Below are 23,515 nucleotides of genomic sequence, written 5' to 3' on the forward strand. Positions count from 1 at the left end.
ACCGGCCGTGGGTGCACCGGCCCGGCAAAAGCGACGGAACCGGGCCTGTACGATGGCCCGTCGTGGCCGTGCCGGTGGTAGACCCTTCGCTGAATCCCCTGACCGACGCCGACCCGGCCGAGGCCGAGTCGCCCCGACGGCCTCGACGCCGTCCGGCCCGAGCCGACCTGTTCGCCCTCGGAGCCTATGTGCTGCTGGGCGTCTTCGTCTGCCTCAACTACTGGGGTGACGTCAACGGCCGGGTCTCCTCGCACCTGCCCACCGACCACAGCTGGTTCGAGTGGCTGTTCGCGCACGGCGCGTACTCCGTGCGGCACCTGGAGAATCCGCTGTTCACGGCCCGGCAGAACGCCCCGGACGGGGTGAACATGATCGCCAACACCTCGCTGCTCGGGGTGACCCTGCCGCTGGCCCCGCTGACCATGCTGCTCGGCCCCCAGGTGATGTACGCGCTCTACCTGGGTGGAGCGCTGGCCGCCACCGCCGGCACCGGCTACTGGATGCTCTCCCGCCACCTGGTGCGCTCCCGCGCGGCGGCGTTCGTCGGCGGCGCGTTCCTCGGCTTCGCGCCGGGAATCGTCCACCACGCCAACGGCCAACCCAACTTCGTGTCCAACTTCCTGCTGCCGCTGATCGTGGTGCGGGTGCTGCGTCTCGGTGAGCCGGGCCGGTGGCGGCGCAACGGACTGGTGCTCGGCGCGCTGGTGACGTACCAGATCTTCATCAACGAGGAGATGCTGCTCCTCACCGCCCTGGCCTGCCTGGTCGTCGTGCTCGCGTACGCCGTGCAGCGCCCGGCCGCCACCCGGGCCGCCGCCGGCACGTTCCTGGCCGGGCTCGGCGTCGCCGGCGGGCTCGCCCTGGTGCTCGCCGCGTACCCGATCTGGTTCCAGTTCAACGGTCCACAGTCCTACCGGGGCCTGCAGGGCGGCGTCTTTCACAACTGGGGCGAGGACTTGGTCGCCTTCGTCACCTTCGCCCGCGACACCTGGGCCGGTGACCCGGCGGTGGAGAAGACGATCGGGTTGACCGAGCAGAACACCTGGTTCGGCTGGCCGCTGGTGCTGCTGACGGTGGTCGCCCTGGTGCTGCTCGTCCGCCGCTCACTTCCCGCCCGGATCGCCGCGGTGCTGATCGTCGTCTTCACCGTGGCGTCGATCGGGCCCCGGGTGCGGTTCGACGGCGTCGAGACGGATGTGCGCGGCCCGTGGTCGTACGTGCCGGACGACCTGCCGCTGGTCGAGATGATGATGCCGACCCGGTTGACGCTCGTGGTGGCCGCCGCGGTGGGCGTCCTGCTCGCCCTGACCTGGGACGCCGCGCACCGCCAGGGACGCCCGGTGGCCGACCGACCGCGGGTGCCGGCGCAGCGCGCGGGCGACGCGGTCGCGGCGACTCCCGACGACACCGGGGCCGGAGACCAGCCCGCGCCGGTCGCGACCCGTCGCCGCTGGCTGCGCCCGGTGGGGTACGCGGCGGTCGCCCTCGCCGTGCTGCCGCTCTTCCCCCGGCCGTTGCCGGCCCAGCAGATCGACCCGCCACCGCACTTCATCACCTCGGGTGGTTGGCGGCCGTACGTGCCGGCGGGCCGGACCCTGGTGCCGGTGCCGATCCCGAGCAACGTGCACGGCCTGCCCACGTTGCGCTGGAGCGCGCTGACCGGGCAGGAGTTCCCGATCCCGGGCGGCTACTTCATCGGCCCGAACGAGGTCGGCGAGGGGGTCTTCGGCGCGCCGAACCGGCCCACCAGCACGCTCGTCTACTCCACGATGGACAAGGACGCGGTCCCGGTGCTGACCGAGGAGAACCGCCGCCAGGCCGTCGAGGATCTGCGGTTCTGGCGGGCGTCGGTGGTGGTTCTCGGGGCGCACCCACGCGAGGCGGTGCTGCGTGAGCTGGTCACCGGCCTGATCGGGCCGCCGCAGCGGGTCGACGACGTCTGGGTCTGGGACGTCCGCGCCCTGGTGGGCTGATCAGCCGACCTGGTTCCGCACGTCCCACACCCACCCGCCGTCCACCGGGCGACCCGGCCCGAGCAGGTCGTCGACGGTCCGCCGGACCGGGTCTGCGTTGGGCAGCGGGCCGAGCACCACGACGGCGGCCCGCCAGTGCCGCAGGTCCTCGACGGCCCGGCGGCGGTCGAGGTCGGTCAGCACGGGCACCGCGCCGGTCTCGGCGACCCGGCGCAGCAGCACCGACGTGGGCCGGTCCGGCGCACCCCAGCGGGCCGCCGGGTCGTCCGGGCCGCTGGGGCCGATGAAGTAGCCGCCCGGCGCGCTGAACGCCAGCCCGCTACGGGCGGACCAGAGCATCACCGGGCTCCGCGCCGCGCCGGTCACCGGCGGTACGGCGACCAGCGTGCGACCCGGCGGCACCAGGGACCGCCACCCGCCGTCCGCGACGAACCCGGGCACCGGGTTGACCGGCACCACCCGGATCGGCGTCGGCACCAACGGCAGCAACACGGCGGCCACCGCCCCGGCCCACAGCAACCGCACCGGCAGCCCGGGGGCAGCCGACAGCCGACGCGCCCCGCGGACCCGGTCCAGGGAGAGCGCCACCAGGACACCCAGCACCGGTACGCAGACCAGCGCGAACCGGGCCGGCACCGCGAGGTCGAGCAGGGGCAGCCCGGCGACCAGCCGGTACGGCCCGGGGATGCCGGTGGCGGTGCCGTCGACCCGCAGCTCGGTGCCGAGGGAGAGCAGGGCGAACACCAACCCACAGCCGGCCAGGGCGCGAACCAGCGGTCGCCGCCACAGCCAGATCACGATCACCACGGCGAGCACCAGCAACCCCGGGCCGAAGAACGAGTTCTCCTCGGTCGGGTTCGGCGAGAGCAACCCCGGGAGCCAGTCGTCGCCGAGTACGGTCTGCCGCGCCGACGCGGTGAACGACGCGGCGTCCAACTGGAAGGCGTGCGCGGCGAACGCCATCCCCGAGTAGTGCTGCGGGCCGTAGAACTGGAACCACACGGGGTACGCCAGCAGCACCGTCGCGACACCGGCCGCCACCGCCAGTCGGCCGAACAGGGCCGGTGCGAGCCGCCGGGCGGCCACCCGGTCGGCGAGCGCGTAGCCGAGCGCGAACACCCCGGCCGCGAGCGCCAGGAAGACCAGCACCTCCTCGCCGATGAAGACCTGCCAGACCAGCAGCAGCCCGAGGACGATGCCGGGTCGCCACACTCCGGCCAGCCGGTGCGGCCCGTCCGAGGTGGGCCGGAACACCACCGCGAGGATCGCGGGCACCAGGAACTGCGCGGCGATGTGCAGGTGCGCGCCCGCCTGGGCGATCATGCCCGGGGCGAAACCGCAGACCAGGCCACCCACCGCGGCTGCGGCCCGGGTGGTGACCAGGCGGCGGCGCAGCAGCGCGTACCAGGCCGAGGCGGTGCCGGCGAGGCAGCAGACGACAGCCACGCAGAACGCGACCTGCGAGCCGAAGAGCAGCGTCACCGGGGTCAACGGGACGCCCAGGCCGAGCACCGAGGTGTTCGCCATCAGGTTCACCCCGTCGGGGGAGTTCAACAGGGCGCTGTAGAGCGGGTTCTCCCAGTCGACGACGGCGTGCGCCGCGTGGGCCAGCATCCACTCGAAGAGGATCTGGTCGCCCGCCTGGTGGAACAGCCGCCACTGGTACCCCCACTGCGCGCTGGTCAGCACGACGGCGAGCGTCAGGTAGCCGGTCACCACCAGCAGGTCCCGGAGCCGGTCCGGACGGGGTGTACGGGCCTCGGTCGCGGGCGCCTCGGTCGGGGACGCCGTCCCGGTGGTCATCACACCGAACGGTCGGTCAGCGCCCGAACGTCCCACACCCAGACGTCCAACTCCTGGCGGCCGGGGCCGACCAGATCCTCGACGGCACGTCGTAGCGGCTCGGAGTTCTGCTGACGGACCGGGAGCACCAGGATCGCGGCCCTCCAGTGGCGCAGTTCGTCGGTGAAGCGACGCCGCTGCCGGTCGTCGAGCTTCGGCGTACGCCCGGTGGTCGCCACCTCCTCCAGCATCTGACCCACACCGCTGGGTCGGCCGCCGAACCGACCCCGGTCGCCGGTGTTGCCGTTGCGCGGGGCGAGGAAGTAACCGCCGGGGATCTTGAAGTCGAGGTTGGTCGCCGCCGCCCAGCGCATGCCGTGCGTGTTGCCCATGCTGGGCACCGGAATCGGCACCAGCGTCTGGTCCGGTCCGACGTACGCCCGCCAGCGGTCGGCCGTGATGAAGTCCGGCACCGGCGGACGGGAGACCATCCGCAGTGGCATCGGAGCGATCGGCAGCAGCGCGAACGCCAGGCCCGCCGCGGTGAGCGTCCGAACGGTACGCCGGTCGGCCGGGCGCAGCGCCCAGGCCCGCTCGACGGCGAGCGCGAGCAGCAGACCGACCACCACGCTGGTGATCAGGCCGAACCGGGTGGGCACCACCGCGTCCAGCAGCGGCAGGTGCACCAGGAACTGCCACGGCCCGGTGAACAGCTCCCGGTCCCACCAGGAGACCCGCTCACCGAGGGAGAGCACGGCGAAGAACACGCCGGTCGCCGCGAGCGCCCGGACGATCATCTCCCGGCGTAGCCAGACCACGATGCCGATGGCGATCATCGCCAGGCTCCAACCGAAGAAGGCGTTCTCCTCGGAGTAGTTCGGCGCCAGGTTGATGTTGGCCCGCTGGTTGCCGCCGAGGGTGGGCGAGCCCTGGGCGAAGAAGGCCGCGATGTCGTTGCCGTAGTCGCGTACCGCGTCGCTGAGCCCGTGGTACGCCATCGGCCCCGCGAACTGCACGTACAGGGGGTACGCCAGCAGCGCCCCGGCCAGCAGCGCGCAGGTCAGCACACCGACGCCGAGCGGTCGCCACGCCGCCCGCCAGCGGGCCGGCTCCTGAGCGAGCACCGCGAGCAGGAACACCCCGCAGGCCAGCGCGGTGAAGAGCAGGATCTCCTCGTTGATGAACGCCTGCGCGGTGACCAGCAGGGCGAGCAACGCCCCGTCCCGGATCGGCCGACCGGACCGGGTGAGCACCAGCACCCGCCAGATGATGAACGGCAGCAGGAACTGACTGATGATGTTCGGGTGCCAACTCGCGTGCGACAGCATCGCGGGCGAGAAACCGCAGAACCAGCCGCCCACCGCGGCGGCGAGCGGGGTGCGCACCAGGTGGCGGGAGAGCATCAGGTACCAGGCCATCGCGGTTCCGGCGAGGCCGAGCGTCACCAGCACCACGAAGGAGACCGCCGGCCCGAAGAGCAGCGTCACCGGGACCATCGGGATACCCAGTGCCAGTACCGCCGTGTTGGCCATCAGGTTGACGCCGTCGGGGTAGTTGAACTGCTCGGTGTAGAACGGATACTCCCCGTGCAGCACCACGCGTACCGAGTGGGCGAGGAAGAACTGCACCTGGGCCGGGTCACCGGTGTAGAGCGACGCCACCCGACCGGACGGGTCCAGCCAGATCCGGCTGGTGACCCAGAGCGCGGCGAGCAGGAACAACCCGCCCACGGCGAGGTGCTGTCGCCGCCGGCTCCAGCGATGCCACCAGCGGTTGGTCGCCACCGCCTCCGCGTCGTCGGCGGCCGCTCCGGGCTCGACCGGCGCCGCGTCCTCGACCGGAGCGTCCGGCTCGACCGGAGCGTCCGGCTCGACCGGAGCGTCCGGCTCGACCGGAGCGTCCGGCTCGACCGGCACTACGGGTTCGGCCGGGGCGTCCGGGGTCGTGGTGGGGGCCGGCGCGGTGGCGTCGGTCGTCGCGGCGAGCGCCGCGCCGGAGGCGGGCGGCGACTCGGCCGGGGCGGTGGACGTGCCGGTCAGGGCGGCGGGGCCGGCGAGGATGCCGACAGGTGTGCGGTAGTTCACCAGTTCGTCGGGGCCGGCGGCGGCCTCCGGGTGCGGCGCGGGCAGGGCCCGGGACTCGGCAGGCGTCACAGTCGGCGGAGTCTACCGGAGCAACGAAAAAGCACTAAAGCCCCGGTGTGGTCCAATGTGGCGAGTTCGGCGGCGGGCAACTGAGGGTTCGCGTCGGACATCTCGTACTATGGCGCTTTCCGACAGCGACGGTGAAGCGATCGGGGGCGGGCCAGGTGACTCCAGGCCGTCGGTACGGCAGGGCGCTTCCCGTCCTGCTCAGCGCGCTGCTGGTCAGCACGGCCTGCGGCCCGGTGGCCGAGCGGAAGTCGCAGGACCTGCGGGTCGGGTACGACACCCTGGACGGGGCGTTGGCCGTCTGGCCGCCCCGGGGTGACCTGTCGGCCGACGCCACGGCGACGACAGCCGTCACCCGGGCCGTCCGCGACTGGCGCTCACCGGACGACGACCGGGCGCACCTCCCCTCGTCCGGCATCCTCTTCTCCGGTCGGGTGGACAGCGCCCCGTTGGCTCTGGTGGCCGCCGACGTGCCCGGTGAGAGCGCCTCCTGGCTGCTGCAACTCACCCGCGACGGCGACCGGTACGCGGTGACCCGCGCCACCGAGTACACCGACCCGGGTTACCTCGTCTACTCCGACGTGCTGCCGGTGCAGACCGCGGCCGGCCGGCGCTACCTGGTCTCCGCTCGGGTGCAGACGCTGGTCGGGCCGCAGGATCGAACGTTGGCCGTGGCGGACGGTCTCAGCGCGCCGGTGGAGGTGCCGTCCTGCACGGCCGTCGGGGTGACCGCGACCCTGCGCAGCACCGAGTCGCTGCCCCGGGGCCGGGCCGCCGACCGGCTACTCGACCTGGGCACCGGCACCGTCGATCCGCGTTATCCGCTGGTCCGCGACGAGTCGGGCACGGGGCGGCGGGCACTGACCGGCCTGGACACCTGCGTGTTGGCCGGGGACCGTGGCCCGTTCGGCAGCATCCCGCGCCGGATCGGCGACCGGGACGCGCCGCGTTCGGTGCCGACGTCCTGGCCGATGGCGAAGCTCACCGTCCGCTCGCTCGGCGAGGTCGCCCTCGGAGGTGGCGAGGCAGCCGAGTTGCAGCAGCTCAGCTGGGACACCGACGCCGGGGCGATGACCGCGGTGGTCTACCGACCGGCCGACGGGAGCGCGCCGGTCGTCTCCCCCGCCGACCGGGCCACCCCGTTGCAGGCGTACCAACTGCCGGTCCCCGGTCAACCGCTCGTGGTGCTCAGCTGGCGGCCCACCCGGGACAGCTCCCTGTCGGTGCCGCCGGGCACTCCGCTGCTCGTCGAGCGGCCCGGCCTGGCGGTCATCCCCAGCCCGTCCCGTTCCCAGACCTACAGCCTCGCCAACACCGACAAGACCCACTACCGCTCGGTGAAACCAGCCGACTAACCCCACCCCGACCCGTACGACGCGACGGCGGGCGTCCCCGGGAGGGAGCGCCCGCCGTGCGTTGATCGGGTCAGTTCTGCGCGGCCGCGTCGCTCGGGGTCAGGCGGTCCGGCGTGGCGTCCAGGCCGGAGATCCAGCCGGTGACGTCGCGCGCCACGTCCTGAGCGGTCAGGCCCAGGTCAGCGAGGATCTGCGCCCGCGTGCCGTGCGGGTGCCAGTCGGCCGGCACACCCAGGTCCTTCAGCGGCACCCGGACGTCGGCGTCACGCATCGCCTGGGCGAGCGCGTCGCCCACCCCGCCGACCCGTACGCCGTCCTCGACGCTGACCACGAGCCGGTGCCGGGCGGCCAGGTCGACCAGCTCCGCCGGGACCGGACGCACCCAGCGCGGGTCGACCACAGTGACTCCGTAGCCCTGCTCGGCGACCCGGGCGGCCACCTCCATGCCCAACTGGCCGAACGAGCCGACGGCCACCAGCAGCACGTCGGTACGCGCCGACTCGGCCAGCACGTCGACGGTGCCGACCCGACGCAGCGCCGGAAGGTCCGCAGCGACCGAGCCGGTCGGGAAACGCAGCACGGTGGGGCCGTCGTCGACGGCCATCGCCTCGCGCAGCTCCTCCCGCAGCGTGGCGGCGTCGCGGGGGGCGGCGATCCGCAGCCCGGGCACCACCCCGAAGACCGACATGTCCCAGATGCCGTAGTGGCTGGGGCCGTCCGGGCCGGTGATGCCCGCCCGGTCCAGCACGAAGGTCACCGGCAGCTTGTGCATCGCCACGTCCAGCAGGACCTGGTCGAACGCGCGGTTGAGGAAGGTGGCGTAGACCGCGACGACGGGGTGCAGGCCGCCGAGCGCCAGCCCGGCCGCCGAGGTGGCGGCGTGCTGCTCGGCGATGCCCACGTCGTACACCCGCTCGGGGTACTTGCGGGCGAGCTTCGCGATGCCGGTCGGCTCGGCCATGGCGGCGGTGATGCCCACCACGTCCGGGCGCTCGTCGGCGATGGCGAGCAGCTCGTCGGCGAAGACGTGCGTCCACTTCACCGACGGGGCGGCCAGCAGGGCGCCGGTCTCGACGTCGAAGGCGCTGCTCGGGCCGTGCAGGCAGTCCGCGTCGTCCTCCTCGGCCGGACGGTAGCCGTAGCCCTTGCGGGTGACCGCGTGCACGATCACCGGGCCGCCGAAGTTCTTCGCCGCGCGCAGCGCCGCCTCGACCGCCGCCACGTCGTGCCCGTCCACCGGGCCGACGTACTTGATGCCGAGGTCCTCGAACATGGCCTGCGGGGCGACGGCGTCCTTGATGCCCTTCTTGACCGCGTGCAGCACCTCGTACATCGGCTTGCCGACCAGCGGGGTGGAGCCGAGGGCGTCCTTGACCGTGTCGAGGACCTTCTCGTAGCCCGGGTTGAGCCGCAGCGAGGAGAGGTGGTCGGCCAGGCCGCCGATGGTGGGCGAGTAGGACCGACCGTTGTCGTTGACAACGATCACCAGCGAGTTGCCGGCGGTGGCGATGTTGTTCAGCGCCTCCCAGCACATGCCGCCGGTGAGCGCGCCGTCGCCGACCACGGCCACGACGCTGCGCTGCTCACCCCGCAGGGCGTACGCCTTGGCCAGGCCGTCGGCGTAGGAGAGCGCGGTGGAGGCGTGCGAGTTCTCGATGAGGTCGTGCTCACTCTCCGCCTGGCTGGGGTAGCCGGAGAGGCCACCGCGCTGGCGGAGCTTGTCGAAGCCGGCCTGGCGCCCGGTGAGGATCTTGTGCACGTACGCCTGGTGGCCGGTGTCGAACAGGAGCCGGTCGCGGGGCGAGTCGAAGACGCGGTGCATGGCCAGGGTCAGCTCGACCACACCGAGGTTGGGCCCGACGTGCCCACCGGTGCGGGAGACCTTGGCGATCAGGAAGTCCCGGATCTCGGCGGCGAGGACGTCCAGCTCCTCGCCGGACATCCGCTTGACGTCCTGCGGACCGCGCACCGTCCCGAGCAGCCGGCCGTGGTTGGCCGTGTCCTCTTCAACACTCATGACCGGAGAGTCTATCGGCCCGGTGGTACTCCGCAGCCCGGGCCGAGCCCGGCGTACCCACGCCCACGGGATGACTGCCTGATCAGGGCCGGATCCGCAGCCGCCGGGGTGGTTCGGCGGGACGGCCCGCGTACGTCGGCCCGGCGGGTGTCCAGGACCCCAGCACCGCGCCTCGGGCGGCGCCGGTCACCGACGGGATCGACCCGGGCAGCCCGTGCCAGGACAGCCAGCCGAGCAGCGCGAAGGCGTACGCCTCCTTGGCCTGCGCGGGGACGCCCAACTCGTCGGTGCCGCGCAGCCGCCACCGGCCGTCGCCCAGGGCGGCGAGCCGCCGCAGCAGGGTGGGGTTGCGCACCCCACCACCGGCGGCGATCACCTCGGTCACGCCGTGCCTGTCGCACTCGGCGGCCACCACCCGCGCGGTCAGCTCGGTCAGCGTGGCCAGCAGGTCGTCCACCGGCACCGGCGTGTCCAGCGCGGCGAGGTGCCGGTCCAGGTAGCCGGCGTGGAACAGCTCCTTGCCGGTGGACTTGGGCGGGACCGCCGCGTAGTACGGCTCGGCCAGCAGCGCGGCGAGCAGCCCGGGATGCACCCGACCGCCGGCCGCCCGCGCGCCGTCGATGTCGCACGGCTGGTCCAGGAAGCGGCGGGCGGCGGCGTCCAGCAGCGCGTTGGCCGGGCCCACGTCGTACCCGAGGACCGGTGCCCCCGGGGCGACCACGGTGAGGTTGGCGATGCCGCCGAGGTTCAGTGCCGCGCGCGGTCCGGCGGCGGCGTCGAGCAGCAGGGCGTCGAAGGCCGGCACCAGCGGCGCGCCCTGCCCGCCGACGGCGATGTCCGCCGAGCGCAGGTCACCGAGCACCGGTACGCCGACCCGGGCGGCCACCCGCGCCACCGCGCCCAGTTGCAGGGTGCCCAGGGCCCGGCCCTCGTCGACCCAGTGGAAGACCGTCTGGCCGGGCGAGACCACCGCGTCGGCCCGCCCACCGGCCAGTTCCAGGCCGATCGCCGCCGCGTCGGCGAAGACCTCGCCGAGACGGTTGTCGAGCCGGCAGACGGCCTCGACGGTGGTGGTCGCCGGGGGCAGCAGCGCCGCGATCTCGGCGCGCAACTCCTCGTCGTAGTCCAGCCCACGGTGGCCCAACGGCCGCAGCCAGAGGGTGTCCCCCTCGACGTCGAACTCCGCCGCGACGACGTCCACCCCGTCGTACGACGTCCCGGACATCAACCCGACGATCTTCATCGGGTCAGGGTAGTCAGGCCGTCGGCGGGAGCAGCAGCCCCACCTGCTCGACGTGCTGCGTCATCGGGAACAGGTCGAAGCCCCGCACCGCGGCCAGCCGCCACCCGAGATCGGCGAAGGTGCGGACGTCCCGGGCGAAGGCCGCCGGGTCGCAGGCCACGTACGCGACCGCCCGCGGGCCGGCGGCGGCCAGTGCGCGCACCACCGGGGCGCCCGCGCCGGAGCGCGGCGGGTCGAGCACCACCACGTCGACCGGGCCGGTGATCCGTCGACGGGCCAGCGCGGTCTCCACCCGGGCCGACACGACCTCCACGGTGGGCAGGTCGGCGAGGTTCTCCCGGGCCGCTGCGACGCCCTGCCCGGCCGTCTCGACCAGGGTCACCCGGCCGGTCGCACCGACCCGCTCGGCCAGCCCGGCGGCGAACAGCCCCGCGCCGCCGTACAGGTCCCACGCGATCTCGCCCGGCTGCGGGTCCAACAGCTCCAGCACCGCAGCGGAGAGGGTGCTCGCCGCGGCCGGGTGCACCTGCCAGAACGCGGACGCGGGCAGCGTCCAGTCCCGCCCGGCGGCCACCTCGCGGACCTCGGCCGGCCCGCTCACCGGGGCGGGCACTCCCTCGCGGATCTCCGTGACCGTGACGTCCCCGCCGGTGCTGGCGACGGTCTCCACCGCCTCGGCGGCCGACCAGCGCGCGCCGGTCGGGCTGAGCACCGGCAGCTTCTGGATGGCCGGGTGGGCGATCCGGCAGCGGTCGATGGGCACCACCTCGTGCGACCGGTGTTTGAGCAGGCCGGCCCGATCCGCGGCGTCCACCGCGTAGCGGACCCGGGAGCGCCAGCCGAGCAGCCCGCCGGGCGACGCCCGGACCCGGACGTCGAGCCGGTCCAGCTCGGCGTCGGTCAGCCCGCCGAGGCGGACCAACTGCTCGCGCACCACGGCGGTCTTCCAGGCCAGTTGCGCCTCCGGGGCCACGTGTTGCAGGTCGCAGCCACCGCAGGCACCCGGTTTCGCGTACGGGCAGGGCGGCTCGACCCGATCCGGTGAGGCGTCCAGCACCGTCACCGCGTCGGCCCGCACGAACCCGCGGTGCACCTCGGTCACCTCGGCGATCACCCGTTCACCGGGCAGCGCGTGCCGGACGAAGACGACCTGTCCGTCCACCCGGGCCACGCAGTGCCCTCCGGGGGCGACCGCGTCGACGGTCAGCTCGACCCGCTCCGCCTCGGCCAGTCCGCGCTCGTCCGGCTCAGCCACGGCCACCGTCTCCCGTCCCGTCACCGGCCGGGCCCTCCCCGGGCGGGGCGGAGACCGGCGCCGTCGGGACCACCGGCGAGTCGGAGGCCGGCGGGGCGGAGGCCACCGGCGGGGCGGAGACCGGCGGCACCGTGCCGCGTGGCCCGCGCGCCGGTGTCCGGGACAGCGTGGCGTCGAGCCGGTCCAGGTTCTTGCTGGCCGTCGACGCGAGCTGCCACGGCACGCTGACCACCATCACCCCCGGCTCGAAGAGCAGCCGGCCCTTGAGTCGCAGGGCGCTCTGGTTGTGCAACAGGTTCTCCCACCAGCGGCCGACCACGTACTCCGGGATGAAGACGGTGACCACGTCGCGGGGTGACTTACGGCGGGTGGAGGCCACGAAGTCCAGGATCGGCCGGGTGATCTCCCGGTACGGCGAGTCGATCACGGTGAGCGGGATGGCCATCTCCCGCCGCTCCCAGTCGGCCTGCAGGTCCCGGGTGTCGTTCTCGTCCACGTTCACGGTCACCGCGGTCAGCGTGTCCGGGCGGGTGGCCCGGGCGTAGGCGATGGCCCGCAGCGTCGGCTGGTGCAGCTTGCTGACCAGCACGATCGCGTGGTTGCGGGCGGGTAGCACGGCCCGGCCCTCGTCCGGCGGGGTCAGCTCGACGGCGATCCGGTCGTAGTGCCGGCGGATGGCGAGCATCAACACGTAGATCACCGCCATCGCGGCGATCGCGATCCACGCGCCGAGCAGGAACTTCGTGACCAACACGATCACCAGCACGGTGCCGGTCAGGCCCGCGCCGAAGGTGTTGATCGCCCGGGAGCGGTGCATCCGGCGGCGCGCCTCCGGGTCCCGCTCGGTACGCAGACGCCGGTTCCAGTGCCGGATCATGCCGGCCTGGGAGACGGTGAACGAGACGAAGACCCCGACGATGTAGAGCTGGATCAGCTTCGTCACCTCGGCCTGGAAGCCGACGATCAACACGATCGCGAAGAGGGCGAGGAAGCTGATGCCGTTGGAGAAGGCCAGCCGGTCGCCCCGGGTGTGGAACTGGCGGGGCAGGTAGCGGTCCTGGGCGAGGATCGAGCCGAGCACCGGGAAACCGTTGAACGCGGTGTTCGCCGCCAGGAACAGGATCAGCGCGGTCATTCCGGCCACCACGTAGAGCAGGATCGAGCCGGAGCCGAACACCGTCTCGCCGAGCTGGGTGGTGACCGTCTTCTGCACGTACCCGTCGGGGCCGGAGACGATCTGGAGACCCGGATCCTCGACGAACTGCAGGTGGGTCAGTCGGGCCAGCCAGATGATCCCGACCAGCATGCTCACCGAGATGGTGCCGAGCAGCAGCAGGGTGGTGGCGGCGTTGCGACTCTTCGGCGCCTTGAACGCCGGCACCCCGTTGGAGATCGCCTCCACGCCGGTGAGCGCGGCGGCACCCGAGCTGAACGTCCGCAGCAGCAGGAAGACGAGCGCGAAACCGGTCACGCTGTGCTCGGCCTGGATCACCAGGTCGGCGCTCGGCGCGCGGAGGTCGTCGCCCAGCACGAACACCCGGAACAGCCCGGTGAGCAGCATCCCACCCATCACGATCACGAAGCCGTAGGTGGGGATGGCGAACGCGGTGCCCGACTCGCGCAGCCCGCGCAGGTTGACGGCGGTGAGCAGGACCACCGCCAGCACCGCGATCATGACCTTGTGGGTGGCCACGAACGGCACCACCGAGCCGAGGTTGGCCACCCCGGAGGAGACCGACACCGCCACCGTGAGCACGTAGTCGACGAGGAGCGCGCTGGCCACCCCGACGCCGAACTTCGGGCCCAGGTTGACGTTGGCCACCTCGTAGTCGCCGCCGCCGGAGGGGTAGGCGTAGACGTTCTGCCGGTAGCTCGCCACCACGGTGAGCATCACCACGACCACCGCGAGGGCGATCCACGGGGAGAACACGTACGCGGAGGCCCCCGCGATGGAGAGGGTCAGCAGGATCTCGTCGGGCGCGTACGCGACGCTGGACAGCGCGTCGGAGGCGAACACGGGCAGCGCGATGCGCTTCGGCAGGAGGGTGTGCTGCAGCCGGTCGGACCGGAACGGTCGACCGAGGAGAAGTCGCTTCACCAGCGAGGTGGGACTGGCCACGAACGCCAAGAGTACGACCACCACGGCGGGAACGCGGGGGTGGGCGATCACCTCCGCTCACGACGACGGGGTACCGTCGGTCCCCGCTCCGCACCCGGACGTGGCAGGCTCGCACTCGGAAGGCCACCGGCAGCCGGGGGCGGTCGCACCTTGGGAGGGACAGCGTGCACGTCGTGATCATGGGGTGTGGCCGGGTCGGGTCGACCCTCGCCCACAGCCTGGAGTCCCGAGGGCACTCGGTGGCGGTGATCGACCAGGACGCCGACGCCTTCCGCCGGCTCGGCCCCGACTTCGCCGGGATCACGGTGACCGGCGCGGGCTTCGACGGCGAGGTGCTCCGACAGGCCGGCATCGAGCGCGCGGACGCCTTCGCGGCGGTCTCCAGCGGCGACAACTCCAACATCATCTCGGCCCGACTGGCGCGCGAGACGTTCGGCGTGTCCCGGGTCGCCGCCCGCATCTACGACCAGCGCCGCGCGCAGGTCTACGAACGGCTGGGCATCCCCACCGTCGCGACGGTGCGCTGGACGGCCGACCGGATGCTGCGGCACCTGGTGCCGGAGGGCAACGTGGAGATCTTCCGCGACCCCACGAGCACGGTGTCGATCGTCGAGGTTCCCGTGCACAAGGACTGGATCGGCCGGTCGGTGCGCAACCTGGAGGACGCGACCGGCGCCCGGGTGGCCTACCTGATCCGCTTCGGCATCGGCACGCTACCCACCGGCTCGACCGTCATGCAGGAGGGTGACCAGGTGTTCATGCTGGTCAGCGATGACATCGTGGCGACTGTCACGTCGGTGGCGGCGGCGCCGCCGGAAGGGGGGCACTGAGCCATGCGGGTCGCCATCGCGGGCGCGGGCAACGTGGGCCGCTCGATCGCCCAGGAGTTGATCGACAACGGCCACCAGGTGATGCTCATCGAACGCCAACCCAAGATGCTGCGCCCGGACCGGGTGCCGGCCGCCGAGTGGGTGCTCGCCGACGCGTGCGAGGTGGCGAGCCTGGAGGAGGCGAACGTCGCCGGCTGCGACGTGGTGGTCGCGGCGACCGGCGACGACAAAGCCAACCTGGTGCTGTCGCTGTTGGCCAAGACCGAGTTCGCGGTGCCCCGCGTGGTGGCCCGGGTCAACCGGGCCGAGAACGAGTGGCTGTTCACCGAGCAGTGGGGGGTCGACGTCGCGGTGAGCAAGCCGCGGGTGATGGCCGCGCTGGTCGAGGAGGCGGTCACCGTCGGCGACCTGGTCCGGCTGATGACGTTTCGCCAGGGTGAGGCGAACCTTGTCGAGATCACCCTGCCGCCGACCGCGCCCTACGTCGGTCAGCCCCTGCACGCCGTGCCGCTGCCCCGCGACGCCGCGCTGGTGGCGATCCTGCGCGGCAAGCGGGTCCTGGTGCCCAGCCCGGACGACCCGATCGAGGCCGGCGACGAGCTGATCTTCGTCTGCACAGCCGAGGTGGAGGACCAGGTCCGCGTGGTGGTCCTCGGACCGGACAGCGTCGAGCGGACCCGCAGCTCACGCTGACCGACGGCCGACCGGCCCCGCCTCGCTCAGGCGCCGGGCACGGGGGTCGGCGGAGCGTCCCGGGTGACCCGGCGCACCGTCCAGACCGTGATCAGCAGCAGCAGCGCGTACGGCGGGTAGCCCAGCACCAACCGGGCCACGCCCAGCGCGGTGTCCTGGTGGGCCAGGTAGAGCCCGGCCTGCACGCCCACCTTGGCCAGCCAGACCACGCCCCAGAGCACGGTGAGCTGGGTGAAGGTCCGCACCAGCTTCGGATCGGCCCGCCACTCCGAGCGACCCTTCGCGACCAGCACCGACCAGATCCAGCCGACCAGGGGCTGCCGGATCGCCGCCGAGATCAGCAGGGCGACGCCGTACCCGATGCCGTAGAGGATACCGGGAAGGTAGAAGTCGCGCTCGTCGCCGGTGCGCCAGGCGATGGCCGCGCCGACGCCGACGCCGAACAGGCCGTTGACGGCGTGCCGGATCGGCCGACGCTGGGCCAGTCGCACCCCGGCGATCAGCAACGCGACGGCGACCGAGGCGATCACCGCGGGCCGCAACTCGCCGATGATGTTGGCGACCACGAAGACCACGACCGGAATGCTCGACTCGACCAGGCCCCGCCAACCGCCGAGTTGGTCGGCCATCTGCTCGGCGATGGTCGGCAGCGGCTCGTCGCCCTGAGGGTCGATCTCCGGCTGTGCCGCCCGGTCCTGTCCCGTCGTCATCGCCGGCCTTCCGTCCGCGGTGCCGTCACTTCGGCGAGTCCAACTCGTAGTACGGGTTGTAGATGACCTTGCGGTCGTCACGGACGGCCACCCGACCACGCGCGGTCAGGTGCCGGCCCGGCTCGATGCCCGCGATGTGCCGTCGACCCAACCAGACCAGGGTGACCACGTCGCTGCCGTCGTAGAGGTCGGCTTCGAGGGTGGGCAGGTTGGTGCGTGGCGTGTAGACCACGGTGCGCAGCCGACCGGCGATCGAGACCAGCTGACCCCGGGAGCACTGCTGGGCCGGGATCCCGCCGCACTCGGCGCTCTCCCGACGCAGCTCCTGCGCGTCGATCTCGGCCTCGCTGGCGGTGAACCGTTGCAGAAGCCGCCGCAGCGACGCCCTGCCCTCGTCGGTCATCATGACCTCCGCGTCACCCTCTCCACGCTCGCCGGCACCGGCGGCGCCGGAACCGTGCCGCCAGCGTACGCCGACGGAGCCGATTCCGGCGGGCCGGTGGGCTCGGGTCAGACCTGGCGCGGCTCGGCGGCGGCGTCGCCCGACTGGGCGGCGGCCTGGTCGGCGACCTCCCGAGGCAGCCGCAGCGGCAGCGGCTCGCGGACCGGCTTCGCCTCCTGGCCACGGTCGACCACCAGGCCGTCGAGGCACTCCACCAGCGGTCCGGCCAGGGCCGGGTCGGTGGCCACCGGGCCCTGGAACACGCCGCGGACCATCCAGCGCGGCCCGTCGACACCGACGAACCGCAGGTTCGTCGGGCCGTCCGGGGTACGCACCTGAGCGTGCAGCTCCGGCCCGTACTCGCCCTCGACCTCCTGGGCGCTCGCCCCGTCGCGCAGCAGCGACTGGCGGATCTCCTCGCGCACCTCGTCCCAGATCCCCTCGGACCGGGGGGCGGCGAAGACGCCCAGCTGGAGCGCGTTGTCGCCGTGCACCAGCACGACCTGCTGGATCACGCCCTGCGGGTCGGCCTGCACCCGCACCTCGACGTCGGCGATCGCCGGGATGTGCAGGCTGCCCAGGTCGAGCCGCTGCACGTCGGGGTAGCTCTCGGAGATGTCGTACGGCCCGCGCTCCAACGTCGGCGCCGCATCGCCCTGGTCCGGGACCTGGGTGGCCCGCTCGTCACGGGTCTGCCGCTCGGCACCGGCCCGCTTTCGGGAGAAGATCACTGCGCCCACCCTCCGCTGTTCACACTCACCCTGCCATTTCTTCCGTCTGCCCGCGGCCCGGCTCGTCCGTCCGACGCTCGACGCGCTCCTGACCCGCCGGCGACGGCACCAGCCCCGCGTGCCCGCCGGTGGAACCATGCCCGCCGGTCCCGCGCCGGGAGGCCGGCAGCTCGGCGACCGGCTCGAACCGCGCCCGCGCGACCTGCTGGACCACGAGCTGAGCGATCCGGTCACCACGGGAGATCTTCGCCGGCACATCCCGATCATGGTTGATCAGGTTGACCAGGATCTCACCCCGGTAGCCGGCGTCGACCGTACCGGGCGCGTTGAGCACCGTCACGCCGAGCCTGGCCGCCAGACCGGAACGGGGATGGACCAGGCCCACGTACCCCTCCGGCAGCGCGATGGCCACGCCGGTGGGCACCAGGGCGCGGCCACCGGGTGGCAGCTCCACGTCCGCGGCCGCCACCAGGTCGGCCCCGGCGTCGCCGGGATGGGCGTACGTGGGCAGCGGCAGCTCGGAGTCGAGCAGCTGCACGAGCACGGGTACGACGTCGGTCACGGGTCCCCTCTTCCGTCCGTTTCTCGGGGTGACCCTGCCATCCTGCCGGTTCACCCGGCCGCCGTGCGCCGTACCCTCGCAGGAGTGAGCATGTCGCCCTCTCCGTCCGCCGATCAGCCGCCGGTCGACGCCCGCACGGCGTACGCCGAACGGCTGGACCTGCCCTGGTGGCTGTGGCTGGCCGGGCTGGTCGCCGCCGCGCTGTTGGCCGTCGAGATCTGGATGGGTGCCCCCGGCCTCCGCTCCTGGCTGCCGTTCGCCGTGCTGCTGCCACTCACCGCGGCCGGCCTGTGGTGGCTGGGCCGGATCCGGGTCGGTGTCGTCGGCTCCGAGCTGCGGGTCGACGACGCGCGCCTGCCGGTCCGCTTCGTGGCCGACGTGGTGCCGCTGGACGCGGCCGGCCGCCGTGAGGTGCTCGGCGTCGGCGCGGACCCGCTCGCGTTCGTGGTGCAGCGACCGTGGATCGGCGGTGCCGTGCAGGTGGTGCTCGACGACCCGGCCGACCCGACCCCGTTCTGGGTGGTGAGCACCCGGCACCCGGTCGAGCTGGCCGAGGCCGTGCTGGCCGCGCGGGACGCGCTGGCGGTCAGCGGACCGACCACCGAACAGGGCTGACGCCGTCCCGCTCAGGTTCCCGTCGGCGGGCCCGGCAGCGCCGCCGGTGGCGCTGGTCGGGCGATGCCCCGCCGGCGTAGGTCCACCTGAAGCTGCTCGGCCATCTGCTGGGTGGCCCGCCGGTTGAGGAAGCTGGCCACCGCCGCGCCGGTCAGGAACGGCCCGAGGGTGGTGAGGTTGCGACCGAACCGCCGCAGCAGCATCTCCCGCAGTTCCTTGCGGGCGGCGGTGCCGAGCACCGCGCCCACTCCCACGCCGGGCACCATCGGGTTGACGCCCCGCTGGGTGGCCCAGGAGTGCACCAGGGCGACCGCCCGTTGGCTGCCGCCCTCGGGCAGCGCCACGCCGTGGATCTCGTGCAGCTCGCCGACCAGCTTCAGTTCCACCGCCACCACGGCGACGGTCTCGGCGGCGAGCAGCACCGGCGCGGAGAGCAGGGTCGGAGCGACGGTCCACTCGACGGCGGCGACGCCGCCCCCGGCCGCGCCGATCGCGGCGGTGGTCCGGGAGGCGTTGCGAACGAGTCGGTCGGCCAGGGCGGCATCGTCCAGGCCGGGAAAGTGCCGACGCAGGGTGTCCAGGTCCCGGACCGGGACGTGCGGGGCGATCTCGGCGACGGTGTCGACCATCCAGCGCACGGCGGCACGGGGTTTGAACAGGTCGGAGATGCCCCGTGCGCGGGCCTGCCCGACCATCCGGGTCAGCAGTTGACGGCGGCGGGCCGGCGCGATGTCGTCCGCCGTCAGCGCGGCGACGGTGGCGCCGAGGTCGTCCGCGCCACCGGTGGCGCCGGGGTCTGCTGTGCCACCGATGGCACCCAGGTCGCCGGTGCCGCTGGGCGCGCCGGGATCACCCACACCGCCGGTGGCGTCGAGGTCGCCGGTGCCGCCGTCGGTGGTGCCGCGTCGATCGCTCATCGGACCTCCCGGTGTGTGGCTACCCGTTACGAGTCAAGCAGGTACCCACCGGTGGCGCATGCCTACACCGGCGACGGCGGCCCCGTTCCGGAGGCCGCCGCCGGTGTCGTTGATGTCAGACGCACTCGCGGCAGATCAACTCGCCGTTACGCTCGACTGCCAGCTGGCTACGGTGGTGGACCAGGAAGCAGCGGGCGCATCGGAACTCGTCCTGCTGCATCGGAAGCACCTTGACCGTGAGCTCCTCGTCGGCCAGGTCGGCGCCGGGCAGCTCGAAGCTCTCGGCCACCTCGGCCTCGTCGACGTCCACCGCGCCCGACTGTGAGTCGACGCGCCGTGCCTTGAGCTCTTCCAGGCTGTCCTCGCCGAGGTCGACCTCGTCGCGACGCGGGGCGTCGTAGTCGGTGGCCATCGGTTTCACTCTCCCATATCGATGTTGTCGCTTCCGGTTGTAACGCCGGACGACGCTGTTTCGGTTCCGCTGGCCGGCCACCACTTGTGTCGGGCACCCGACCCGAGGACCGAACGGGTCGAGCTCGCCGGGGCGACTCCCCCGCGAGCGCGGAACCTTACCCCCCCTTGGGCGAGGCATGTATACCGCCCTTGCGGCTGAGATGTACGCCCCTGCACGCGAAGTTGTTCCCAATGTGATTCAGGCGACACGAAGATAGGGGTAGTAGTACCCGGTTCGCGGTCGGCGCGCCGGGATGTCGGGCTGTTTCCACGCCACAGCCGGACAACCGTTAACCTCAGCGGCGTATTCGACGGCCGGCGGCCTGTCCGATCGTTTCCGGCCGCCGCCACCCACCTGAGGTCCCGGGAGTGCTCAGATGAGTTTTGCGCGGGTGCGAGCACTCGTCGTCGTCGGCCTGCTGGGGGTGCTGGCCCTGGCATTCGTGGTGACCGCGATCGTCCGGGACACCCAGGGGAAGGCGGGAACGGCCGAGGGCTGCCCGGAGGGTTGGCCGCTGGCCGACGTGACCCTGCACGAGCCCAAGGACGTCAAGATCAACGTGTTCAACGCGACCGACGAGCCCGGCCGGGCCGGCAGCGTCGCGGACGACTTCCGCAACCGCAAGTTCCAGGTCAAGAAGATCGGCAACGAATCCAAGGGGTTCGACGACGTGGCGTTGCTGCGGTACGGCCCGAAGGGTGTCGGCTCCGCGCACCTGCTCCAGGCGTACTTCCTGAACAACGCCGTGCCGGGCTACGACGAAAAGCGTACCGACGACACCGTGGACGTGGTGCTCGGCAACGGCTTCCAGCAGCTCGCCACCACCACCGAGGTCAACCAGTCCCTCGGTGACATCGGCGCGCCCCGCGCGCCCAAGGGCTCCTGCCCCTCGCCGGTCGCCAAGTGACCGCCGGGCCGGTCTGACCGGCCCGTCAGGGGCCACCTGCGGCGTCCAGCTCCGCGAGCCGGTCGTGCAACGGCCCGAACAGCGCCGGCGGGGCCGCGATCACCAGATCCGGCCCCGGCGGCGCACCGGCCAGACCGGCGACCCGGACCCCCGCCTCCGCCGCGACCAGCCCACCCGCCGCCAGATCCCAGGCCGCGAGACCCTTCTCGAAGTACGCGTCGAGTCGGCCCTCCGCGACCAGACACAGGTCCAGCGCGGCCGCGCCCAGCCGGCGGATGTCCCGTACGTGCGCGATCAACCCGGCCACCACCCGGGCCTGGTGCGCGCGACGACCAGCGTCGTATCCGAAGCCGGTGCCGACCAGCGCCTGCCCCGGATCGACCTCGCCGGAGCAGCGCAGGCGGACACCGTCGCGCCAGGCCCCGCCCCCGACCGTGGCCGTCCACTCCTCGCCGGTGTGCACGTTGCGCACCACGCCGGCGACCACCACCCCGTCCACCTCGGCAGCCAGCGACACGGCGCTGTGCGGCAGCCCGTAGAGGTAGTTCACGGTCCCGTCGATCGGGTCGACGATCCACCGTACGCCGCCCGGGGCGACCGGCCCGGTGTCGCGCGTACCGTATTCCTCGCCCAGCACCGCGTCGTCCGGTCGCAACTGTTTGAGCGCGTCCAACACCTGCCGCTCGACCGCCCGGTCGGCGGCGGTGACCACGTCGGTGACCGTGCTCTTGGTCGCCGCCACGGAAACACCCTCGACCCGCATCCGGTACGCGGTGGCCGCCGCATCCCTCGCGACGCCCAGCGCGACAGCCAGAAGTTCCCGAGGTGACGGCGCCGAATGCTCCATCCCGACGTCCCCTTCCCGCACGACCGGGGCGTTCCGGGCCCCGCGCGAGTATCATCCTTACAAAGTCCACATCAGCGCCGAATCGGCGGTCCCGCTGCGGTTACGCAGTGCGGCGCAGGATGATCGCCGCAGACGGCGTTACAATTCACCCCTGCCCACGCGCCACGGACCGCCGACCACCGGCCGGTCCGGGACACGAGGGTCCCTCAACCACATCGCCCGGCCCGGTTGCCCCTCGCTGTGCCGGACAACCCGGCCGTGCCCGCTCTTCGCCTCCGGAAGGTCATTCGTGACAGAACCCCGCCAGACCGGCGCCGACGTTCGCTCGCTCACCGACACCCTGATCGCCCACGCCCAGAGCGCCGGCGGCCAGCTCACGTCGGCCCAGCTCGCGCGCACCGTCGAGTCCGCCGAGGTGACTCCGGCCCAGGCCAAGAAGATTCTCCGGGCGCTCTCCGAGGCGGGAGTGACAGTGGTGGTGGACGGCTCGGCGAGCACCCGCCGTCGCGTCGCCGCGGCCCGCTCGACCACACCGGCGTCCCGGGCCACCACCGCCAAGACCACCAAGAAGGCCGCCGCCCCCGCCCCGAAGCAGGCGCCCGCCTCCGACGACACGCCGTCCGCGCCGGCCCCGCGCAAGGTGGCCGCACGCAAGGCCACCGGCACCCCGGCCGACGGCGCTGCCGCGCCGGCGAAGGCCACCAAGTCGACCCGGGCCACCAAGGCGACGGTCGCCGCCGCCGGCACCAAGGCCGGCACCAAGGCCAAGGGCGAGGGCGCCGAGGGCGAGATCGACCCGGAGGAGCTCGCCGCCGCCATCGAGGACGTGGTGGTCGAGGAGCCCGCCGAGCTGGCCCAGGCCGCCGAGACCGACGCGGCCGCCTCGGCGACCGACAACGACTTCGAGTGGGACGACGAGGAGTCCGAGGCCCTCAAGCAGGCCCGGCGAGACGCCGAGCTGACCGCCTCCGCCGACTCCGTCCGGGCGTACCTGAAGCAGATCGGCAAGGTCCCGCTGCTCAACGCCGAGCAGGAGGTGGAGCTGGCCAAGCGGATCGAGGCCGGGCTCTACGCCGCCGAGCGGCTGCGGGCCGCCGACGAGGGCGAGGAGAAGCTGGTCCGGGAGATGGTCCGTGACCTGGGCTGGATCTCCCGCGACGGCGAGCGGGCCAAGAACCACCTCCTGGAGGCGAACCTCCGCCTCGTCGTCTCCCTCGCGAAGCGGTACACCGGTCGCGGCATGGCCTTCCTCGACCTGATCCAGGAGGGCAACCTCGGCCTGATCCGCGCGGTGGAGAAGTTCGACTACACCAAGGGCTACAAGTTCTCCACGTACGCGACCTGGTGGATCCGGCAGGCGATCACCCGCGCGATGGCCGACCAGGCCCGCACCATCCGCATCCCGGTGCACATGGTCGAGGTCATCAACAAGCTCGGCCGCATCCAGCGCGAGCTGCTCCAGGACCTGGGCCGCGAGCCCACCCCGGAGGAGCTGGCCAAGGAGATGGACATCACACCGGAGAAGGTGCTGGAGATCCAGCAGTACGCCCGGGAGCCCATCTCTCTGGACCAGACCATCGGTGACGAGGGCGACAGCCAGCTCGGTGACTTCATCGAGGACTCCGAGGCCGTGGTCGCGGTGGACGCGGTCTCGTTCTCGCTCCTGCAGGACCAGCTCCAGCAGGTGCTGCAGACGCTCTCCGAGCGTGAGGCGGGTGTGGTACGCCTGCGCTTCGGCCTGACCGACGGCCAGCCGCGGACGCTGGACGAGATCGGCCAGGTCTATGGGGTGACCCGGGAGCGGATCCGGCAGATCGAGTCCAAGACGATGTCCAAGCTGCGCCACCCGTCCCGCTCGCAGGTCCTCCGCGACTACCTGGACTGACCGGGTTTCGTCAACCGAACGTGTCGTT

The 23,515-nt window shown here is 72.8% G+C and carries 20 protein-coding genes; 7 read left to right on the top strand and 13 right to left on the bottom strand.

Annotated features, from left to right (window positions below; genetic code table 11):
* Nucleotides 1-62 precede the first annotated feature (62 nt).
* Entirely contained in the window at nucleotides 63-1,973 is a 1,911-nt protein-coding gene (locus O7617_RS04395) for a hypothetical protein (RefSeq protein ID WP_282261671.1), read from the top strand.
* Here O7617_RS04395 and O7617_RS04400 read toward each other — a convergent pair whose 3' ends face one another.
* Both O7617_RS04400 and O7617_RS04405 read right to left on the bottom strand, forming a co-directional pair.
* Nucleotides 1,974-3,776, bottom strand: coding sequence for a hypothetical protein (locus O7617_RS04400; protein ID WP_282261672.1), 1,803 nt, complete (start codon nucleotides 3,774-3,776; stop codon nucleotides 1,974-1,976). It lies immediately after the preceding gene.
* A complete protein-coding gene (locus tag O7617_RS04405; RefSeq protein ID WP_282264629.1) occupies nucleotides 3,776-5,539 on the bottom strand; it encodes a hypothetical protein in 1,764 nt (587 codons plus the stop codon). Before O7617_RS04405 ends, O7617_RS04400 begins: the two co-directional genes overlap by 1 nt.
* A gap of 563 nt (nucleotides 5,540-6,102) precedes the next feature.
* Here O7617_RS04405 and O7617_RS04410 point away from each other — a divergent pair.
* On the top strand, nucleotides 6,103-7,260 hold the full coding sequence (locus tag O7617_RS04410) for a hypothetical protein (RefSeq protein WP_282264630.1): 1,158 nt from the start codon (nucleotides 6,103-6,105) through the stop codon (nucleotides 7,258-7,260).
* A gap of 70 nt (nucleotides 7,261-7,330) precedes the next feature.
* On the opposite strand, the gene dxs is transcribed toward O7617_RS04410, so the two are convergent.
* The 4 genes from dxs to O7617_RS04430 form a co-directional block, all read right to left on the bottom strand.
* Nucleotides 7,331-9,277 carry a 1-deoxy-D-xylulose-5-phosphate synthase gene (gene dxs / locus O7617_RS04415; RefSeq protein WP_282261673.1) on the bottom strand — a complete coding sequence of 649 codons (1,947 nt, stop codon included), beginning with the start codon at nucleotides 9,275-9,277 and terminating at the stop codon, nucleotides 7,331-7,333.
* Nucleotides 9,278-9,359: 82 nt separating this feature from the next.
* Complete coding sequence (locus tag O7617_RS04420) at nucleotides 9,360-10,520, bottom strand: anhydro-N-acetylmuramic acid kinase (protein ID WP_282261674.1); 1,161 nt, start codon at nucleotides 10,518-10,520, stop codon at nucleotides 9,360-9,362.
* 13 nt (nucleotides 10,521-10,533) lie between these two features.
* Nucleotides 10,534-11,799, bottom strand: coding sequence for a class I SAM-dependent RNA methyltransferase (locus O7617_RS04425; protein WP_282261675.1), 1,266 nt, complete (start codon nucleotides 11,797-11,799; stop codon nucleotides 10,534-10,536).
* Entirely contained in the window at nucleotides 11,768-13,894 is a 2,127-nt protein-coding gene (locus tag O7617_RS04430; protein WP_282261676.1) for an APC family permease, read from the bottom strand. Before O7617_RS04430 ends, O7617_RS04425 begins: the two co-directional genes overlap by 32 nt.
* 164 nt (nucleotides 13,895-14,058) lie before the next feature.
* Between O7617_RS04430 and O7617_RS04435 the strand changes: the two genes are divergently transcribed.
* On the top strand, nucleotides 14,059-14,724 hold the full coding sequence (locus O7617_RS04435) for a TrkA family potassium uptake protein (RefSeq protein ID WP_282261677.1): 666 nt from the start codon (nucleotides 14,059-14,061) through the stop codon (nucleotides 14,722-14,724).
* Nucleotides 14,725-14,727: 3 nt separating this feature from the next.
* On the top strand, nucleotides 14,728-15,417 hold the full coding sequence (locus O7617_RS04440; RefSeq protein WP_282261678.1) for a TrkA family potassium uptake protein: 690 nt from the start codon (nucleotides 14,728-14,730) through the stop codon (nucleotides 15,415-15,417).
* Between the two features lie 26 nt (nucleotides 15,418-15,443).
* Here O7617_RS04440 and O7617_RS04445 read toward each other — a convergent pair whose 3' ends face one another.
* The 4 genes from O7617_RS04445 to dut all read right to left on the bottom strand — a co-directional run bounded on the left by O7617_RS04445 (nucleotide 15,444) and on the right by dut (nucleotide 17,862).
* Nucleotides 15,444-16,127, bottom strand: a complete 684-nt coding sequence (locus O7617_RS04445) for a DUF3159 domain-containing protein (RefSeq protein WP_282261681.1) — start codon at nucleotides 16,125-16,127, stop codon at nucleotides 15,444-15,446.
* A 25-nt stretch (nucleotides 16,128-16,152) separates the two neighbouring features.
* Nucleotides 16,153-16,533 (bottom strand): OB-fold nucleic acid binding domain-containing protein, encoded by a 381-nt coding sequence (locus O7617_RS04450; protein ID WP_282261683.1) that lies wholly within the window; start codon nucleotides 16,531-16,533, stop codon nucleotides 16,153-16,155.
* 104 nt (nucleotides 16,534-16,637) lie between these two features.
* Entirely contained in the window at nucleotides 16,638-17,300 is a 663-nt protein-coding gene (locus O7617_RS04455; RefSeq protein ID WP_282261684.1) for a DUF3710 domain-containing protein, read from the bottom strand.
* Between the two features lie 25 nt (nucleotides 17,301-17,325).
* Entirely contained in the window at nucleotides 17,326-17,862 is a 537-nt protein-coding gene (gene dut, locus O7617_RS04460) for a dUTP diphosphatase (RefSeq protein WP_282261685.1), read from the bottom strand.
* A 90-nt stretch (nucleotides 17,863-17,952) separates the two neighbouring features.
* On the opposite strand from dut, the gene O7617_RS04465 reads away from it, so the two are divergent.
* Nucleotides 17,953-18,477, top strand: coding sequence for a DUF3093 domain-containing protein (locus tag O7617_RS04465; protein WP_282261686.1), 525 nt, complete (start codon nucleotides 17,953-17,955; stop codon nucleotides 18,475-18,477).
* A gap of 11 nt (nucleotides 18,478-18,488) precedes the next feature.
* On the opposite strand, the gene O7617_RS04470 is transcribed toward O7617_RS04465, so the two are convergent.
* Together O7617_RS04470 and O7617_RS04475 are read right to left on the bottom strand one after the other, a co-directional pair.
* Nucleotides 18,489-19,394, bottom strand: coding sequence for a hypothetical protein (locus O7617_RS04470; protein ID WP_282261688.1), 906 nt, complete (start codon nucleotides 19,392-19,394; stop codon nucleotides 18,489-18,491).
* A gap of 115 nt (nucleotides 19,395-19,509) precedes the next feature.
* Nucleotides 19,510-19,806: a DUF4193 domain-containing protein gene (locus tag O7617_RS04475; RefSeq protein ID WP_007075406.1), complete on the bottom strand. Its 297-nt coding sequence runs from the start codon at nucleotides 19,804-19,806 to the stop codon at nucleotides 19,510-19,512.
* 433 nt (nucleotides 19,807-20,239) lie between these two features.
* Here O7617_RS04475 and O7617_RS04480 point away from each other — a divergent pair, with 433 nt between their 5' ends.
* Nucleotides 20,240-20,755: a LytR C-terminal domain-containing protein gene (locus O7617_RS04480; protein ID WP_282264631.1), complete on the top strand. Its 516-nt coding sequence runs from the start codon at nucleotides 20,240-20,242 to the stop codon at nucleotides 20,753-20,755.
* Nucleotides 20,756-20,780: 25 nt separating this feature from the next.
* Here O7617_RS04480 and O7617_RS04485 read toward each other — a convergent pair whose 3' ends face one another.
* A complete protein-coding gene (locus O7617_RS04485; protein ID WP_282261691.1) occupies nucleotides 20,781-21,602 on the bottom strand; it encodes an inositol monophosphatase family protein in 822 nt (273 codons plus the stop codon).
* Between the two features lie 289 nt (nucleotides 21,603-21,891).
* Here O7617_RS04485 and O7617_RS04490 point away from each other — a divergent pair, with 289 nt between their 5' ends.
* Complete coding sequence (locus O7617_RS04490) at nucleotides 21,892-23,487, top strand: RNA polymerase sigma factor (protein ID WP_282261693.1); 1,596 nt, start codon at nucleotides 21,892-21,894, stop codon at nucleotides 23,485-23,487.
* Nucleotides 23,488-23,515: the final 28 nt, after the last annotated feature.

It is taken from the genome of Micromonospora sp. WMMD1155, from assembly GCF_029581275.1.
In the GTDB taxonomy this organism is placed as follows: Bacteria; Actinomycetota; Actinomycetes; order Mycobacteriales; family Micromonosporaceae; genus Micromonospora.